The 18486-nt window shown below is 47.1% G+C and carries 13 protein-coding genes; 8 read left to right on the plus strand and 5 right to left on the minus strand.

The genetic code is table 11. The features are described from left to right. The first annotated feature begins 22 nt into the window (after positions 1-22). Entirely contained in the window at positions 23-667 is a 645-nt protein-coding gene (mobA, locus tag PQG66_RS15240) for a molybdenum cofactor guanylyltransferase (RefSeq protein ID WP_272038575.1), read from the plus strand. Here the strand turns inward: mobA and PQG66_RS15245 are convergent. Beyond that, positions 664-1608, minus strand: coding sequence for an AraC family transcriptional regulator (locus PQG66_RS15245; RefSeq protein ID WP_272038576.1), 945 nt, complete (start codon positions 1606-1608; stop codon positions 664-666). The genes mobA and PQG66_RS15245 overlap by 4 nt on opposite strands. 260 nt (positions 1609-1868) lie before the next feature. Here PQG66_RS15245 and PQG66_RS15250 point away from each other — a divergent pair, with 260 nt between their 5' ends. The 6 genes from PQG66_RS15250 (at position 1869) to PQG66_RS15275 (ending at position 10258) form a co-directional block, all read left to right on the plus strand. Then, positions 1869-3875, plus strand: a complete 2007-nt coding sequence (locus PQG66_RS15250; RefSeq protein ID WP_272038577.1) for a beta-galactosidase — start codon at positions 1869-1871, stop codon at positions 3873-3875. A gap of 144 nt (positions 3876-4019) precedes the next feature. Next, positions 4020-5816, plus strand: coding sequence for a sensor histidine kinase (locus PQG66_RS15255; protein WP_272038578.1), 1797 nt, complete (start codon positions 4020-4022; stop codon positions 5814-5816). Beyond that, entirely contained in the window at positions 5813-6913 is a 1101-nt protein-coding gene (locus PQG66_RS15260) for a response regulator transcription factor (protein WP_272038579.1), read from the plus strand. The genes PQG66_RS15255 and PQG66_RS15260 overlap by 4 nt, the downstream gene beginning before the upstream one ends. A 141-nt stretch (positions 6914-7054) precedes the next feature. Continuing rightward, positions 7055-8335 carry an ABC transporter substrate-binding protein gene (locus tag PQG66_RS15265; RefSeq protein WP_272038580.1) on the plus strand — a complete coding sequence of 427 codons (1281 nt, stop codon included), beginning with the start codon at positions 7055-7057 and terminating at the stop codon, positions 8333-8335. 214 nt (positions 8336-8549) lie between these two features. Beyond that, complete coding sequence (locus PQG66_RS15270) at positions 8550-9434, plus strand: carbohydrate ABC transporter permease (RefSeq protein ID WP_272038581.1); 885 nt, start codon at positions 8550-8552, stop codon at positions 9432-9434. Continuing rightward, positions 9431-10258: a carbohydrate ABC transporter permease gene (locus PQG66_RS15275; protein WP_272038582.1), complete on the plus strand. Its 828-nt coding sequence runs from the start codon at positions 9431-9433 to the stop codon at positions 10256-10258. Before PQG66_RS15270 ends, PQG66_RS15275 begins: the two co-directional genes overlap by 4 nt. A 147-nt stretch (positions 10259-10405) precedes the next feature. Here the strand turns inward: PQG66_RS15275 and PQG66_RS15280 are convergent, their stop codons facing one another. Further along, positions 10406-11926, minus strand: a complete 1521-nt coding sequence (locus PQG66_RS15280) for an aminotransferase-like domain-containing protein (RefSeq protein WP_272038583.1) — start codon at positions 11924-11926, stop codon at positions 10406-10408. Between the two features lie 154 nt (positions 11927-12080). Between PQG66_RS15280 and PQG66_RS15285 the strand changes: the two genes are divergently transcribed. Beyond that, positions 12081-12689: a LysE/ArgO family amino acid transporter gene (locus tag PQG66_RS15285; RefSeq protein ID WP_272038584.1), complete on the plus strand. Its 609-nt coding sequence runs from the start codon at positions 12081-12083 to the stop codon at positions 12687-12689. Between the two features lie 70 nt (positions 12690-12759). Here the strand turns inward: PQG66_RS15285 and PQG66_RS15290 are convergent, their stop codons facing one another. The 3 genes from PQG66_RS15290 to PQG66_RS15300 form a co-directional block, all read right to left on the minus strand. Next, the gene (locus tag PQG66_RS15290) at positions 12760-13596 is read right to left on the minus strand and encodes a methyl-accepting chemotaxis protein (protein ID WP_272038585.1); all 837 of its coding nucleotides are present in this window, start codon (positions 13594-13596) and stop codon (positions 12760-12762) included. A 261-nt stretch (positions 13597-13857) separates the two neighbouring features. Continuing rightward, positions 13858-14859, minus strand: a complete 1002-nt coding sequence (gene moaA / locus PQG66_RS15295) for a GTP 3',8-cyclase MoaA (RefSeq protein ID WP_272038586.1) — start codon at positions 14857-14859, stop codon at positions 13858-13860. 352 nt (positions 14860-15211) lie between these two features. Continuing rightward, positions 15212-18460 carry an efflux RND transporter permease subunit gene (locus PQG66_RS15300; RefSeq protein WP_272038587.1) on the minus strand — a complete coding sequence of 1083 codons (3249 nt, stop codon included), beginning with the start codon at positions 18458-18460 and terminating at the stop codon, positions 15212-15214. Between the last annotated feature and the right edge of the window lie 26 nt (positions 18461-18486).

An 18486-nucleotide genomic window follows, 5' to 3' on the forward strand; every position in this document is an offset into this window, starting at 1 on the left:
TGGTCTTGAAAAGGAGAACCCTATGGAAGTTAGTCAATGGACAGGCATAATATTGGCAGGCGGACAATCTAGCCGAATGGGAACGAACAAAGCACTGCTCGAACTAAACGGTTCATCTGTGATGACTCATATAGTGAAAGCAATCAGACCGGCTGTATCTCGAATCATCGTTGCAGCGGGCCCCAATGAAGCAATCTACAGCTTAATGGGCGATGAACGTTTCGAATGCATCCAGGATGATTATGCTGGGAAGGGGCCGCTTGCTGGACTTCACGCAGCACTGAAGGTCTCCAGTACCGATTGGAATCTGGTCAGCGCTTGCGATATGCCGCTTCTGCAAACTTCTTTTTTTGATGGATTGAAGAAGCTCGCAGAGCAATATCCAACAAGCAGTGCTATCGTTCCGTGTGTAGAGGACCGGATTCACCCCCTTGCAGGCGTATATCACAGACGTATACTTCCCGGGTTGGAACAGTGCCTGATTCATGACCGTCTGCGTGTCACCCGCTGGCTGGAACAGATCGGTTGCCGATATGTCGAAACAGCCGAACTGGAGCAAGCGGGTGTTCTGCGGCCTGAACTGCAATTAAGCAATATGAACACTCCGGAGGAATTCGAGCATGTACGTCTTCGTCTTCATGGTTCAGATAGCTCGCCCTTAGCTTAATGAGACAATCGTTTAAGATTATCTTTTGCATGCTGATTTCGATAGAGAAGTGGGCTCTGACCTGTCCAGCGTTTGAATTGTCTGCTGAAATGAGACAAATGGGTATAACCTAGCTTTAGAGCAATCTCCCCCAGCGACAGGTCAGGTTGCTCGATTAGCATTTTAGCTTCCTGAAGTTTCAGGTTGGACAGGTAGGCTCGTGGAGAATGGCCAAATACTTTACGGAACACCTGTAACCCATATCCCGGACTGATGCCAAATGAAGCGATAATCTGCTCGACTTTGACCGAGGACACATTGCCATCCCGTGACCGAAGCTGGGCATGGAAGGCCTGTTTGATGGCCTCGGCGATTGCTCCGGCGTAATGCAAGGCTGTTGGGGCAGGAGCCTGTGCAGCAACGGAAATGACGGATTCCGGTGCATTGTCTGCGGCCTGAGACAACAGAGCAAACAGTTCGAACATACGGGCTTGCATCAGCAATTTATCAGTGGAAGTATAGGCCTCGGCCGTATTAATCATGTCCATCCAGCTTTCAAGAACAGCTCGTATTTTCATATTATCTTCTGTACCAGCGGCATAGATTCTACTGCGTTGGGACAGGAGCTTTAAGGTGAATACCGGATCATCGACATTAAAATGTGCACTGAAATAGGTCATACCTTCCGCGGAGATACATTCATTTGTATGTCTGAATCCGGGAGGGATGAGCAGGATCGAGCCTTCATCCACAGTATATGTGTATCCATGAATGACACTCTCCTGCGTACCTTGAATGATTAGAATAATCTCGAAGCCGGGATGTGTCTCCTCAGGCATAGCCCATCCATACGGGACATGTTGACTATGGGCTCCATAAAATTTGATGTTACAGTCAATAATGGGAAGCCAGTGCGCCAGTGTATGATATGGCATCTCTCGAAGCTGCGAACCGTTATCCATGACATTCACCTCGGAAAAGGGTAAAAAATACTCGTCTTGTGCCATCGGCACTATGCATGTTCTTCATTATAATCAGTTTAACGCAGGCATCCCGAACCAAGGAGTGTGCAAGCGTAATTCATAATACTGTACAAAGCGTGCTTATATACCGATATTAATGTAAACGCTACCACCAAGTACAGGAACATGTCAACCATACAGCTCACCTTATACCAACAACGCTATATAAGTTGATCACCTCACTCAAAGGAGACGATATCATGGACAAATTATTATACGGCGTAGCCTACTATGATGAATATATGCCATATGACAGACTGGACAAAGATATTCAGATGATGAAAGATGCTGGTATCAATGTCGTGCGTATCGCTGAATCGACCTGGAGTACCCACGAACCACAAAATGGCGTGTTCGACTTCACTTCGGTAGATCGGGTGCTGGATGCGATGCATGCAGCAGGAATGCATGTCATTGTAGGTACACCAACGTATGCTGTTCCTACGTGGATGGTCAAGGAGCACCCGGATGTTCTGGCAACAACCGCACAGGGGCCTGGAAAATATGGAGCAAGACAGATTATGGACATCACACATCCCACGTATCTGTTCTATGCAGAGCGCATCATTCGCAAGCTGATATCACGCGTGAGTAAACATCCGGCTGTGATCGGGTATCAAACAGACAATGAAACAAAACATTACAATACGGCTGGAGACAATGTGCAGCTACAATTTGTGAAATACATGCGGAATAAGTTCAGTTCCCTGGACGAGTTGAACAAGGAGTTTGGACTGGACTATTGGAGTAACCGCATCAACAGTTGGGAGGACTTCCCTTCGGTAGTGGGCACAATAAACGGCAGTCTTGGAGCGGAGTTTGCGAAGTTCCAGCGGCAATTGGTCACGGATTTTCTGGCATGGCAAGTTGGCATCGTGAATGAGTACAAACAGGAAGGTCAGTTTGTTACCCAGAACTTTGACTTTGAATGGCGCGGGTATTCCTACGGCATTCAGGGGGATGTGGATCATTTTGCAGCATCCCAACCTTTTGACATTACCAGTGTAGATATCTACCATCCTTCTCAGGACGAGCTGACAGGGATCGAAATTTCGTTCGGGGGAGATGTGGCGCGTTCCACCAAACAATCCAATTATCTTGTTCTGGAGACCGAAGCACAGGCTTTCTGGCACTGGGTGCCTTATCCGGGACAACTGCGGTTACAGGCATTCAGTCACTTGGCTTCAGGAGCGAACATGGTAGCTTACTGGCATTGGCACTCCCTGCACAACTCGTTCGAGACATACTGGAAAGGCTTGCTGAGCCATGATTTTGAACCGAATCCCGTATATAACGAAGCGAAGACGATTGGTCGGGATTTTGCTCGTCTGAGTCCCAAACTTGTGAATCTGAAGAAAACGAATCGAGTGGCCGTGCTATTCAGCAACGAGGCGTTGACCTCCATTAAATGGTTTGGTTTTAACTTCACCAGTGACAAGAATTATAATGACGTAGTACGCTGGATGTATGATGAACTGTATAAAATGAACATTGGCTGCGATCTGATCGATCCTTCCGTTGAAAGTTATGCAGGGTATGACGTGCTGGTTGTGCCAGCCTTGTATGCCGCATCGGATGCGTTGTTAGAAAAACTAAATCAATTCGTACGGGATGGCGGACATATCGTGTACTCGTTCAAGAGCGGCTTCGCCAATGAGCATATTAAGGTTCGCTCTACGCGTCAGCCCGGACTGATCAGTGAGGCGTGCGGCATTAGCTATAACCTGTTTGTCGAGCCGAAGCATGTCGCTCTGCGGGATGATCCGTTTGGCGTAGGTGAGGAGCATAATCAGGTACACACCTGGATGGAGCTGATTACACCGACTACTGCCGAGGTGCTCGCTTGGTATGACCATCCACATTGGGGAGAATATGCAGCGATCACGCAGAACAGCTACGGCAAAGGGAAAGCGACTTATGTCGGCTGTTATACTAGCGCTGCTGTCATTCGCCAGGTGCTGGAACGGGTGATGAAGGATGCAGGTGTATGGGGAGCGGATCAGGAGCTTGCTTTCCCACTTATTGTGAAGACAGGTGTAAACGATGAAGGGCATACGATTCGCTATTATTTCAACTATTCCGATGAGCCGGTATCCTTCCAGAATCCACATGGCGGAGGAACAGAGCTGTTATCGGGAGATTCGATTGCTGCCGGGCAGGAGATCGAGCTGGAACGATGGGGCATACGCATTATCGAACAAAACTAGGGGATGATCATGCTGAGTATCAGTCTTAGGCTTACATTTAAAGATTTAATTCCTATTTTCCGAAAAAAATAATAACTAGACCATGGCGCCCTCGGCTTTAATGCTGGGGCGTTTGTCTTATTTTAGCTCAGGAGTGGATGTGCATTGTTTCGTGAATTCTACCGCCGGCTGATCGACCCTTTCAAGCGCAGCATTCGCAATAAACTGATTTTGACGATGACATTCGTTGCTGTCCTGCCAGTCATTGTAATGACCGCTGTAGCCGCTGAAAATGCACGATCCTCAATGGAAGCCGAGATTATGGATACGAACCGGGTCAACATTAATTGGGCTTCTGCCTATTTGGCAGAACAGTTTGCACGCATGAATAATATCATTTACTCCATTCAGATTAGTGATGAGTTACATCAGTATTTGGCGTTGACTCAGGAAGCACCTGCTTCCATCCGTTTCGATGAACAAAAAGCAGTGTTTAATATGCTCAACAGTGTGTACTATTCTGCTGGCAACTATGTATTTGGTGTCGAACTGTACCTGAAGGAACAGGAGACCTTGTTCACATTTAATTCGATGGAATCACGCATTAAGGCAGTGAACGATATCCCGGAAGGATATCATGAACTATTTACTCAGCGCAAAGATTTTACAATTATTAATGATCCCAAAGATCCGTCAAAATTCCATATGACACGCAGCATGAATCGCTTTGAAGATCAGGCTCAGGTCGGGGCAATCAGCCTGGAGATCAAATGGGCCGAATTCAATCAGACCCTAGAGCTGCTCGATAGCAGAGGTGATTACACTGTATATATTGGAGATCATTCGGGTCGTCCAGTGTATCAGCTGAATGCCTCCATCCAGCCATCGAATGAGGCATTGATGCAGTTGACGGATACGAAGGACCATACGGGCCTTATTCGCACAGCGAACGAATATGTTTTCTATCATGATATTGAAGACACAGGACTGAGAGTAGTCAAGATCGTACCTAATCATGTAATTAACGAGAGTGCCATGGAGACGATGAAGTACGGTCTTGTCGTAGGCGGAGTGGCAACCGTAGTGTCTGTTGCTTTGGCCGCTTTGGTCGCTTGGCGGACCTCTAAACCGATCGTCAGACTGGCGAATTCCATGAAAGGCATCCAGTTGATCAAGGATCGTAAAGTGGAGCGCAGCGGAAGGGTGGACGAGATCGGTTTACTGGAAAAAAATCTCCATGGTATGGCCAGTCGTATCCGGGAACATATCCGGGACAACTATATGATGAATCTGGAGAAGCAGACTGCGGAGCTTAAGGCATTGCAATCGCAGATTCATCCCCATTTTCTACAAAACACATTGCAGATGATTGGCGGCATGGTCTATTCGCAAAAACCGGCAGACAGTTACAAGGTGATCCGGGCTTTGAGTGAAATGTTCCGTTATATTGTGAGGGCACCAGATGGCCTTGTTCCTCTGCAATCTGAACTGGATCAGCTAGAGCATTATATGCTAATTCAGAAGCAGCGATTTGCCAGCAGGCTTGAATATAAGCTAGAGATTGTCGGAGAGATTGGTGACGGTTATATCCCCAAGCTATCGTTACAGCCTATTGTGGAGAACGCATTTTTGCATGGGCTGGAGAATAAGCCAGGGGAGTGGAGGCTGGGGATTGAAGTGACCGCTGATCCAGAGCTAGGTCTGTTGACCATTCAGATTTGTGATAATGGAATGGGCATGGAGCCAGAGAAACTGGTTGAGATGCAATCGAAACTGGAACGCATCACGCGTCACACCGATCGGATATGGAGTTCTGGCACCAGTATTGGGTTGTTGAATGCAGCTTCGCGGATTGTGATGCATTTTGGACCTGATTACGGTATGCGTATCGAAAGTAAACTTGGGCAGGGAACAAAAGTGATCGTATGTATCCCCTGCACAACAGGAGGCGAATCCTTTTGAATAAAGAGTTATATAAAGTACTGCTAGTGGATGATGAACCGTGGAATCGGGATATTCTACGCAATCTGGGTCAGTGGGACGAACTGGACATGGTCGTTTGCGGCGAAGCCGAGGATGGGCAAGAGGCGATGCGTATGGTCAAGGAGCTACAACCTCATCTCGTGATTACTGACATGCGTATGCCGGGATCAGACGGCGTGGCGCTGATGCAGACGTTGAATAAGGATTTTCCAGAGATTAAGGTCGTTGTGGTGAGTGGATACGATGATTTTAATTATGCTAAACACGCTCTCCGGTACCGTGCGGCAGATTATTTACTGAAGCCGGTGAATCCCGATGAATTAAATGTCACGTTGGCCAAGTGCGCTCGTGAGTTGGAGAAATCAACCACTTCACCAGAGGGCTGGGAAGCCTATCCCGCTTCCTTTGCGGGAGAGTTTTCCCTTTTTCAGCAACAAGCACGCCTTCGCTTCAACGATCTGGACCTGCCCAGACTACGAGAATGGTTTCAGCAATTAGAGCAGAAGCTGGAACAAAGTGAAGTGTGCAGACCTCGTCAGCTTGGACGGGTAGCGTATGAGCTCCAGAACCTGCTGGATGAATTGTGTGTTTCTAATGGATTGTCTGATCGTTCAGAAGAAGGAGGATTGCCGCCTTCAACCGCATTAGGGTCAATCTCAGCCGCAGTCGATTGGATCTCTGCTTCGTATTATCAGGCGCTAGAGCAGCTGATTGCACAGCGGAAGTATAAGAATAAGCTGAATCTGGAAGAAGTGAAGCAATACATGCAGCAGCACTGCATGGAGATGATTACTCTGGAACATCTGGCACAGATCTTTTTTGTCAGCAAAGAATACTTAAGCAAAGCTTTCAAAAAGGAGTATGACGTGAACGTAACTGATTACGTGGTGCAGCTTCGTATGGCTAGAGCGAGAGAGTGGGTCATGGATGATCAGATTCCATTTAAACATATTGCGGAGATGACAGGATACGAAGATGTGTCCTATTTCTATCGCGTGTTCAAAAAGCATTTTGGTGTGTCACCTGGAGAAATGCGCAAGGGCCAACCTAAATTGTCCGATCCATTCCCCGAATGATTCGTTCGGGGAATGTTATTTGGATTAAGGTTTAAAATAATCCAATGGATGAGTCCAATTTTGTCCAATGAAGCGCTTACATTTTACGATATATAATGAGCCTATGAAAGACAAACCAGTCACTACGGGAGGTCATAAGAGATGAAGGTATGGAAAAGCGTTGTAAGTGCAGCACTGGTTAGCGTTCTGCTGGTGGGCTGCGGCTCGAATGCAGGCACCGATAATGAGCAAAAAGAAGTTGCAGCGGGCAGTACCGTAAACCTCAAAGTGTTCATTGCTCAACCAAGGCTGAAAGAACATTACGATAAATATATAGAACAGTTCAAAGCCAAGGTAAAAGCAGAGAAAAACATTGAAGTGAATGTGCAGCTGGAGATGCCGCCGGCAGATAATGCACCTCAGATTCTGAAAACAAGACTGGCTTCCAATGATGCACCGGACGTATTCGCTCTGCATGCGGTGAATGAGATTCCACCGTTCAGCAAAGCTGGGTATCTTGAAGACTTGTCTGATCAACCTTTTGTAGATAAACTGCTCGATTCGGTCAAACCTTCGGTTACGGATGCAAGTGGTAAAGTTGTTGCGGTTCCAATGGAAACTCTGTCATGGGGTTATCTGTACAACAAAGATATCTTCGAGGAGCAAGGACTTGAAGTTCCAACGACATTGACAGAAATGAAAGCGGTTGTAGAAAAGTTGAAGGCAGCTGGCATCACGCCGTTCGAGCTGGCTTACAAAGAAGCTTGGGTTCCACAACTGTTCTTGCCACTAACTGTAGGGGCACTGACACAATCAGAGCACAAAGACTTCGTAGAGAAAATGAATAAGGATGAAGGTTCCTTCTCGGATATGAAAGCCTTGTTTGACGTATTCGATCTCGTGAATGCCAACGGAACGGATAAAGCGCTTGAAGTTGGTGCCGATGATGGTGCAGCGGCTTATGCTACAGGTAAAGCTGCGATGTGGATTCAAGGTCCTTGGTACGCAGAGACGATTCTGAAGTCCAATCCTGACATTAATTTTGGTGTAGCTCCAATGCCATTGAACGACAATCCGGAAGATACCAAAATCAACCTGAGTACGTCCACTTCACTGGCTGTATCGTCAACAAGTAAAAATAAAGAGGTTGCCCTTGATTTCATCAACTATATTCTGGATGACAACGATTCAAGCGCATTCTACGAAGCACTCAAGTTTAATCCGGTTGCCAAAGTGCATACCTTCAAAAGCTTCCCATGGGTAGATGATGCTCAAAAATATGTTAACGAAGGCAAAGCGTATCAAGATCCAACGATTCCTCAAGCCGTTAAAGATGAGTCCGGTAAAGCACTACAAGGGTACTACTCTGGACAGTTGAATCAACAGCAGGTTATTGATGCACTCGACAAGGCATGGAAGTCCTACAATAAAGTCAACAAGTAAGAGCCTGAACGGTTAATAAGCAAGTGCTGTTAGGAAAGCAGTATCCGCGTTTGTTGACGAAATCTCTGTCGTGCCCGTAACGATCTTGGAGCTTTTGTCAACAAATTGCGGTACTTTATTTCGTCAACAGTCTCGAAGCAGATGAAATGGCTGGCCGAACGATTCTCGTTCCCCCGGTTACCTTCATCCGCTGTGTCAAAAGGGGGGAGAAGCTATGGCTACGAATGTGTTGAAGAAGTACCTTTCACTGCTCGCGTTCACAGCGCCAGCCTTTGTGATCTATGCGATTTTTCTACTGTATCCAACGTTCAGCGGCATGTTCTACAGCTTGACGGATTGGAACGGATTAAATCGTGATTACAGCTTTATCGGTCTGGGGAACTTTGTGGAACTGTTCAAAGAAGATCCCGACTTTCTAAACTCGTTATGGTTTACGTTGAAATACGTTATATTTATGCTAATTTTGCAAAATGTAATCGCCTTGCTGCTCGCTGTGTTGATTGAGTCACGTACACGCAGTAAAGGGCTCTTCCGAACATTATTTTTTATGCCGAATATGATCAGTACGATCATCAGTGCATTTATGTGGACATTTATCTTCTCACAGGTGCTGCCTCAGCTCGCTGAGAAACTGGCGGTTACATTTCTTGACCAGCAATGGCTTGGTGATCCGAAGTTCTCCTTCTATTCAATTCTGATCGTATCGCTGTGGAACGGTGTAGGCTACATGATGATCATCTACCTGGCTGGATTGCAAGGGGTACCGAAGAGTCTCAAGGAAGCTGCCGTCATTGATGGAGCCAATGCTTTTCAAGTGCTGCGTAACGTGGTACTGCCGATGATTACACACGCCATTACCATCTGTTTCTTCTTAACACTTAATGGTGCATTCAAAGTGTTCGAGGTTGTCTACGGATTGACAGGCGGTGGTCCAGGCCGGGCCACACAGGTGATCACGATGAACATTTATGAAGAAGCATTCTCAAACAACTTCAGATATGGTTATGCAAGTGCCAAATCGGTGGTGCTATTCATTATTGTACTGATCTTCACACTCATCCAGATCACTGTCATGAAGAGAAAAGAGGTGGAAGCATGAGGATACAGCGGTTGAATACTATTCTGATCCGGCTGTTCTTGATTCTCGGCTCCCTGGTAGCGATGCTGCCGATCTATATGGCCGTGGTGAACTCGTTCAAAACACAGGGCGAGATGTTCCAATCGTTTATCGCATTGCCAACAACATTGCACTGGGAAAACTATGCCGATGCTTTTAATAAGATCAATCTTCTTGGCAGCTCACTCAACTCTGCCATCGTATCCATACTGGGTATCGGAGGAATCGTATTCTGTGCCTCGCTTGCAGGTTACAAGCTGTCACGGACTTCTGGCCGACTCAGTAATCTGATCTTCTTCATGTTTGTCGCTTCCATGCTGGTGCCATTCCATTCCATCATGATTCCGCTGACACGTGTAGCGAAGGGGATGGGAGTGCAAGGGAGCACTTACGGACTGGCTTTAATTTATATCGGACTAGGTGTAAACATGGCGATCTTCCTCTATCACGGGTTTGTGAAGTCCATTCCGCGTGAGTTGGAAGAGTCTGCTCAGATTGATGGATGTAACGAGTTTCAGACATTCTTCCAGATCATCTTCCCGTTGTTGTTGCCAATTACCGTGACGATCGCTATTCTGGACTTCTTATGGATCTGGAATGACTTCCTGTTGCCATTGCTGATGTTGACAGATGTGAATCGGTACACATTAATCTTGTCCACAAATATGCTGTTTGGCGAGTACAACAAGGAATGGCCATTAATACTGTCTTCTCTGGTTCTGACTGCAATTCCTGTCATCTTGATCTATGCGTTCTTCCAGAAATTTATTATGGAGGGGATTGCGGAGGGAGCGGTTAAAGGGTAACATGCTTCGTTCTCAAATGCCATTCATACCAATAGCCTTGAACTACAGATGTGCTCCTGTAGTTCAAGGCTATTTCGTTATGAATTGGCCAAGAGAGGCACGCAAAGGTAGCGTGTGCAGACAGACGGAATATCCGTCATATAACGTTTATAATAAGCTGGCGGTCGTCAGTCTGCGGACTGCTTGTGCAAGGCAGATCAGGCCGCGCTCCATCTCATCTTGAGAAGCATAGGCATACGAGAGGCGTATATGACTCGCATCCAGCCGATCATATAGGTAACCGGGATGGATGAGTACCTTTTCTTCCAGACAGGCATGGAATAAACGACGGATAGATAAGGGTTCTATTGTGAACTGCAACCAGATATAGAATCCACCTTCTGGCGTTGTCCATCTCGCGATGTCATGCAAATAATGCTGCAAGAGATCTAACATGAAGTCTCTGCGTCTTTGCAACTCAGGTCGCAGCCATTCCATATGGCTTGCATGATGACCGTCTGCAAACCATAATGTGGCAGCTTCCTGAGCCAGTGAACTGGTACCGTAATCCGTCTGCATTTTAATATCGGCCAAGCGGCGAATTACAGGTACAGGACCGACTAGCCAGCCGAGACGAAGCCCGGGACTGACCGCTTTGGAGAGGGTTCCCAAATGCAACACCCGTCCTTCCTGATCGAGAGATTTAAGGGAAGGTGGGGGAGGATGATCCAGCCACAGCTCCTGATAAGCGCCATCCTCCAGGATGGAAATGCCGGAACTGCGAGCGAGAGTCATCAATTCTTCTCGCCTGCGGCTGCTCATGGCATTCCCTGTAGGATTATGGAAACTTGGAATGGTATATAGCATCGGGAAGGATTCGTTGTGCCCGTCTCCGTTCATCTTCTTTGCCGTTTGTATAGCGCGTTCCAAATGTCCTATATGTACACCTTCTTCGTCCATAGGTATTCCGCTCAGCTTCAGTCCTGCTGACTGAAAGGCATGGATCGAATAGAGATAGGACGGCTTCTCCAGCAGCACGGATGACCCACGAGGCAGGAGCCCCACAGAGATCAGATGCAGTGCCTGGAGAGAGCCGGACACAATCAAGATCGAATCGGGTGAGGCTGGAATGCCAGTCGTTTGTAAATGCGCAGACAATGCTTCACGCAGTTCCAGACTGCCCTGAGGTTCAATGTAATTAAGGGTATGCGGGCGGTTGGACAAAGTCCGCAGAATTTCATTAAAAGCCTTGTGGGGCAGTAATTCTGGCGCAAGTTCACCTGTACCTAAACGAATGATGTCAGGTTGGAACTCAGTCTGATTGATCTGTTGAATCTCAGGCAGGTTCGGATAGTACCAGCCTTCCTGAGCCGCCTCGCTCCAGTTGGGCATGGAAGTGTGAGCCATGCTATGCCACCCGGAACCACAGACATAGGTTCCACCGCCATGTCGTCCTTCAATCATGCCTGCCGCAGTCAGGTGATCTAGAGCGGTAACGACTGTACTACGGTTGACATCCATGGATGCCGCCATGGTTCGCTGGGAAGGCAAGCGGTATCCTGCAGACCATTCTCCAGTCGTAATTTTCTGACGGATATAGTCTGCAATCTGACGATACAAAGGCATAGCAAGTGCAGGGTTTGGCTTCCAGTTATGGTCAGAATACAGATCTGAATGTTCAGGTCTCATCAGGCTTGATCATCTCCTGTCGCGGTTAAAGGTGAAAGTTGTTACTGTCGTTGCTGATATCGTATCATTTGGTTGGGTTCATTGCCATCCAATTGGCTGGTTACGTTTCCTCTGATTTCATCTACGCTATAGACAGAAATAAGGGGGATGAAGTATGGAAGTGATTATTCATGCACTAGTGCTTGCATTCGGCTTAATCTTGCCGCTGGGTGTTCAGAATGTATTTATTTTTAATCAAGGGCTTAGCCAAAGGAAATTCCTGCATGCGATGCCTGCTGTCATTACAGCAGGAGTCAGTGATACGCTGCTGATTGGAGCAGCCGTTGGGGGCATGTCCCTCATTTTAATTCAATGGCCGATGATTACCACTGGTCTATACGGAGTGGGAAGCCTATTTTTGCTCTACATGGCTTGGGGACTGTGGAAGTCCTCAGCTACCCCGGATGAAGCACCGATCGCGATGTCTGCAGGACGGCAGATTGCTTATGCTGCCTCCGTGTCTCTACTTAATCCCCATGCCTTGCTGGATACAGTGGCTGTAATAGGCACGAGCTCACTCCAATATGAAGGAGTAGCACGTTTTTATTTTGCAATAACGACAACGGCTGTGTCCTGGGTATGGTTTCTAGGGCTAGCAGGGGCAGGCCGGCTGGTTGGAAGTCGTGATCATACTGGACGTGTTCGGTATGTACTGGGCCGGGTATCCGCCCTGATCATGGTTGGACTAGCACTATGGATGTTGTTGAAGCTTCTTCAACCATAGAGTAATGGAATACAGGCTTCGAAACTAAAAAAGCTTCCTGCGAAGAGTCGCGGGAAGCTTGATGAATTACTTATTCTGCTTTTAACAGCATCGATTCAATAAACACTTTGAGATCCTGGCTTGTTGCATTAAGCTGATCAATAATCTCACTGAACTCGGTCACAATCTCAGCCTGTTGATTGCTGGATTGGGCAATGGAGTTAATCTCATGCTCCATCTGCTGAATGGAAGTCTGCACATCCTTAAGGGAGCGTTCGATATTCACTGTTGCCTCCTTAGTTCCAGTGGACAGTTTGCGTACCTCAGAAGCAACTACGCCGAATCCAGCACCCGCCTCACCAGCCCTAGCGGCTTCAATGGCTGCATTCAGGCCAAGCAGATTCGTCTGTTCCGAGATTTCACGAATAAATACAGCGACCTTGTTAACCTCGCTCGAATTCTTCACCGCCTGGCGGGTATTGTCCAGAATCTGCGTTGAAGAGGCTGACAATTGCTCCGACTGAGCAGCTACGGTCTGAACCATATCCGTCAGTCTACTGCTGATGCCAGTAATCAGGTCGGTGAAGTGCTCCAGCTTTTCTTCATTCTGAAGTGAAAAACCGATTGCCAGTGTGCCCGCAATTGTCCCTTCATCATCAAAGAGCGGTGTAGCGGCAGAAATAATAGCCGTGCCGTAAAACTTGGCGTCAATGCGATTGGCAGACGTCTCACCGTCTACAAGTGCACGGCGCAGTGTAGGGTCTTCTAGGGAGATCGGGTCCCCTGCTTTAATGCCAAGATCAAGCTCGTTGCTAGGAACGTAATACCAGAATTGCTCCGTATCGGTTACAGCAATCATGATATCGTGTTCTTTCAACATCAGTTTGAAATATGGACTTGCAGCAACCAGTGCTTCTACGATATTCAATAAAGTCAACTCCTATAATGTACGTACGTATGTATTGTCTAGTCGTATATCATCAACATCTATACCATCTAGGTGTATATTATACATCGTCATATGGGATGGAAAATTTTAGATCTAATAAAAGGTTTTCGATTACATTTATTGAAGGCTCTGAATCCGAATCTCTTGTTGCTCCAAAGTGAGATTATCAAATAAATAAATAAAAAAAAGCAGACATGAACACGATGTTCTCGTCTGCTTTTATCATAATCATGGTATGAATTATCCCCCAATCTGTGACATGCGCCGCAGTGTTGGAGTGTGCGATTGCATCTTTTTCTCCAGTGCCAACGCCATTTCATGATTTTTGGGTTTGGTACCGAGTGCATTCAGAAAAAGTGCGGCCATCGCATCCGGATCGTGTACATAGCGGCGGACGTTATACTCATCTGACCAATACAGACAAGCTTTGATATGTCCATCTGCGGTAAGACGTAGCCGGTTACAATTGTCACAGAAATGGTCGCTTACGGGGTGGATCAGACCAAATGTGCCTTGGGAGCCTGCAATTCGCATATTACGAGATGGGCCATTACCGGCAGGGCCCTCGGTGTGCTCAATTGTCCAGCCCGCTTCAGCACAGACATCCGTTACCGCCTCCAGCGGCAAATATGATTTACGCCAGGAATCGGAAGCATGTCCGATCGGCATATATTCAATAAAGCGTACATGCAATGGCTGATCCATGGTCATGGCAATGAAATCCTTGATTTCATCGTCATTCATTCCTTTCATCAGCACCACATTCAGCTTGATCGGTGCAAGGCCGACCGCAGTGGCTGCCTCGATACCCTGTAGCACCTTATTGACATCTCCACCCCGTGTGATCATGGAATATCGGTCAGCGTGCAGCGAGTCCAGGCTGATGTTGATACGGTTCAATCCAGCATCCTTCAACGCTTGTGCCTGTTTATCCAGCAGGAGTGCATTCGTGGTCAGTGCGATGTCTTCTATGCCGTCGATAGCAGAGATCATGCTTACAAGTTTGTGCAGATCCTTGCGTACCAGCGGCTCGCCGCCTGTTAGCCTAACCTTGCGCATCCCCATCGGTGCGAGCACCTTCAGTACCTCCGTAATTTCTTCATAGCTCATAATTTCATCATGCGGAGCAAACTCCATACCTTCTGCAGGCATACAGTATACGCATCGCAGATTGCAGCGGTCCGTAACGGAAATACGGATGTAGTCATGTATTCGGCCAAATGAATCCTGTAGCAGTTCCATGCAGACCACCCCTTTCTTCGATTCAGATTGGAAACCTTCTATAGAAAATGATACGACAATGACCAAAGCAACAGTTGCATCAAATTTTAGCTACTTCTCCAATCCACGTCAATGATGACCTCTCATCACACTCATTTCAGGTATGCTGATTTCAACTGGATCGATCGGCCACAACTGTACTGGATACAAACAGAGTAAAGACTTTATGAAGGGTAGAATAGGTTAGAGACAATGATTTGTTCCAAAGTAAAAAAAAGCCCTGACCAGGCACTGGAATAAAGCATCATTCCGGTGCCCGGCAAAGGCTAATCTTCTGATCACATTCGATGTCGTGTCGTCACTGGTGAAGACATTAATCTACGATTTTTTTCTTTTTGAATTTCATCAGGAACTCATACACAATTGGCACGATGACAAGGGTGAGCAGTGTGGAGCTGATCAGACCACCGATAACGGTGATTCCGAGTCCTTTCGAGATGATGCCTGCACTTTCTTCAAGACCTGTTACCAGTGGCAGTAGAGCACCAATAGTAGCCAGAGCGGTCATCAGAATTGGACGCAGACGTGTAGCTCCTGCTTCCAGCAGCGCTTCTCGCGTAGTGAGTCCTTCATTTTCCTTATTAATTACACGGTCGATGAGTACGATCGCATTGGTAACAACGATACCGATCAGCATGAGTGCGCCCATCATAGCCGATACATCAAGCGTACCTCCTGCGACGAACAAACCAACCATGATACCAATAACGGTAAACGGCAGGGAGAACAGGATGGCGAATGGTGCAAGTCCGCCGCCAAACGTAACGACCAGAACAAAGTATACAATCGCAATGGCTGCCAGCATCGCCAGACCAAGCTGCGTGAACGTATCATTAATCTGCTCTGTCGTACCTCCAAATTTCACTTCGACGCCATCTGGCAAGTCAAGCTTGTCGATACTTGCTTGCAGGTTCTGCGAAGCTTTCCCTACATCGGCAGCCAGAATGTTTGCTGTCACCTGCACAACTACTTTGCCATCAATACGCATGATGGAGTTTGGTGAAGTGCCTTCTTCCACTTTTGCTACATCCTTGATTGGAACCTGGATGCCCAGTGGTGATGTGACTTTTTCATTCTCAATATCCTTCAGACTGCTAAACGTTTTGTTGTCTGTTTCCACATAGACTTTGTAAGTCTTGTTGTCGATATCTACCTCTGTGAGAACCGGACGTTCCCGTACCGGACTAAGTGCCATCGCCAGCTGACCCGCTGTAAGGCCTAGTTTGCTCAGCTTCTCTTGATCGGCAACCAGTGTATATTGACCGTATGTGTTGGAGATCGTGGTATCTGCCTTTTCAAAAGATTCGGTATCCGCCTGAACCAGCTTCAGTACTTCTTCCGCTACAGGTTTCAACTGTTCTACATTGTCGCCGTAGATGGACAGACTTAAGCTGCTGCCACCGAATCCACCGGACATGTCGAGTTCACTCCATGACCCTGTTGTAACTTCCTTCTGCAGACCTTCAACCAGTTGTTTTTTCACTTCGGTGAAGTCTTTTGTATCCTCGTTGTATTGAATATAGAAGAGTGCGGAGTTACCACCACCGCCTCCACCCATGCTAGCGAGCGGATTACCGCCACCGATGGAATACTGCATTTTTTCTAGACCTGGTTGTTTCAACAACCATTTCTCAGCAACCAAAGCTTCTTTCTCTACCTCTTCGCGAAGAGTTCCCGATTCTGGACTATACGTAATCGTTACATATTTATCCTTCTGGTCCGGTAGGAAACTTACACCGATGAACGGATACAGGAACAAGCTGCCCACCAGCAATAGAACCGCAATGATAACGGTAATGATTTTATGCGAGAGAGTCCAGTTCAACAGGCGTTTGTAGCTTTCAGCCAGTTTACCTGGTTTCTCATGATTCTGTTTGTTTTTGATCCCCTTACGGAACAGACTGTGTGCCAGCATAGGAACGATCGTGATGGCAACCAGCAAGGAAGCCAGCAGGGCAAATACCATCGTTAAGGCAAATGGCATAAACAGCTCTCCGACCATACCGCTAACGAGAGCCAGCGGCAAGAATACGGCAATCGTAACAATGGTAGAGGAAAGAATCGGGATAAACATCTCGCGAGTTGCTTCGCGAACCAGTTCACGACCTTTAAGCTTCTCATTTTTAAGGGTTAGTCTGCGATAGATGTTCTCGATTACAACGATGGAGTCATCGACAACCCGACCGATTGCAACGGTCATCGCACCCAAAGTCATCATGTTCAATGTAATGTCCATCAGGTTGAGCGCCGTCAATGCCATGAGCAAGGAGAGCGGGATCGAGATGATGGAGATAATCGTTGAACGGATGTTACGCAGGAAGAGCAGAATAATCAGAATGGCGAACAGAGCACCAAATACGGCTTTGCCCAACATCGTATTCACGGAGTCCTGAATCGGCTGACCTTGATCAAGAAGGATGGTTAGCTCTGCATTCTTAAATTGCTTTTGTAGTTCTTCCGCTTTGCTTTTGACCGACTTAACCACATCTACGGTATTGGCATCATTGGATTTTACCACCGAGATACCGATGGATTCCTTGCCGTTCGTACGGGAGATGGATTCCGCTTGACCGATGACTTCAATCTTGGCAATGTCGCCTAGTTTAACGGTCGGGATTCCCGCTGAACTTGCTGCACCTGCGGCACCAGATGGATTTGCGGCTGAAGCATTGCCACCGCCTGCTTGACCTGTTGCCGGGTTAGAGCCTTGCCCAGCTTGAGCCGATGCACTAGCTTCTGGACTTTGTTGCGAAGCTTGTGGTGCAGCACCTTGCGCTGGATTAGCGCCTTGACCAGCAGCAGCTCCAGCTCCGCTTGGTACAACAGGAATCTCTAAGTTTTTCAGATCATCAAGACCGATGATGTTGCCATCGACAACGACAGCTTTTTGGGATTTATCTAGTTCAAAGAGTCCAAGAGGTACACGTATGGATGAACCTTTAACAATGCCATTTACGGTATCTTCGCTTAGTCCCAGTTCAGCCATTTTGGCTTCATCAAATTGCAATTGTACTTCTTTGACATATTGACCGGAAACCTGGACTTGAGCTACACCGTCGATATCTTCAATCGCAGGTTGAATATCTGATTCTACAAGTCTTGTCAGTTCCTCCAGATCACCGCCATCCTTATCGGACAGGCTAAGAGATACGACGGGGAACGAGTTAATACTGAATTTGGTGATCGTTGGCTTCTGTACACTGTCTGGCAACTGCACTTCGTTGAGTGCTTCGCGGACTGTCGCTGTTGCATTCGTCAGGTCAGTTCCATAGTCGAATTCAAGTGTGATGGATGCTGCATTCTCCATTGATGTGGAGGTGACCGTCTTCACGCCATCGACGTTGCGCAGCTTCTGTTCGAGGGGCTTCGTGACATCTTCTACAATACCTTCCGGAGCTGCACCTGGATCAATCGCTGTGACATTCAGAAAAGGTACATTGATGTTTGGAACAGTCTCCTGCTTCATCGTCATTCCGCTGTAGAGACCTGCGAATGAGATAATGATGGTCAGAATCCAAATTGCAAATTTGTTGTTCAGTGAAAAGTTAATAATCCCTTTCATACGTTGGTTACTTCTCCTCTCTATTT

It is taken from the genome of Paenibacillus sp. JJ-100 (assembly GCF_948329825.1).
GTDB lineage: Bacteria > Bacillota > Bacilli > Paenibacillales > Paenibacillaceae > Paenibacillus.

Bases quoted from the DNA above. Each gene is read 5' to 3' on its own strand.
- PQG66_RS15280 (WP_272038583.1), bottom strand. From the start codon at position 11,926: ATGAGACCTGAACATTCAGATCTGTATTCTGACCATAACTGGAAGCCA.
- mobA (WP_272038575.1), top strand. From the start codon at position 23: ATGGAAGTTAGTCAATGGACAGGCATAATATTGGCAGGCGGACAATCT.
- moaA (WP_272038586.1), bottom strand. From the start codon at position 14,859: ATGGAACTGCTACAGGATTCATTTGGCCGAATACATGACTACATCCGT.
- PQG66_RS15270 (WP_272038581.1), top strand. From the start codon at position 8,550: ATGGCTACGAATGTGTTGAAGAAGTACCTTTCACTGCTCGCGTTCACA.
- PQG66_RS15275 (WP_272038582.1), top strand. From the start codon at position 9,431: ATGAGGATACAGCGGTTGAATACTATTCTGATCCGGCTGTTCTTGATT.
- PQG66_RS15245 (WP_272038576.1), bottom strand. From the start codon at position 1,608: ATGGATAACGGTTCGCAGCTTCGAGAGATGCCATATCATACACTGGCG.
- PQG66_RS15300 (WP_272038587.1), bottom strand. From the start codon at position 18,460: ATGAAAGGGATTATTAACTTTTCACTGAACAACAAATTTGCAATTTGG.
- PQG66_RS15250 (WP_272038577.1), top strand. From the start codon at position 1,869: ATGGACAAATTATTATACGGCGTAGCCTACTATGATGAATATATGCCA.
- PQG66_RS15285 (WP_272038584.1), top strand. From the start codon at position 12,081: ATGGAAGTGATTATTCATGCACTAGTGCTTGCATTCGGCTTAATCTTG.
- PQG66_RS15265 (WP_272038580.1), top strand. From the start codon at position 7,055: ATGAAGGTATGGAAAAGCGTTGTAAGTGCAGCACTGGTTAGCGTTCTG.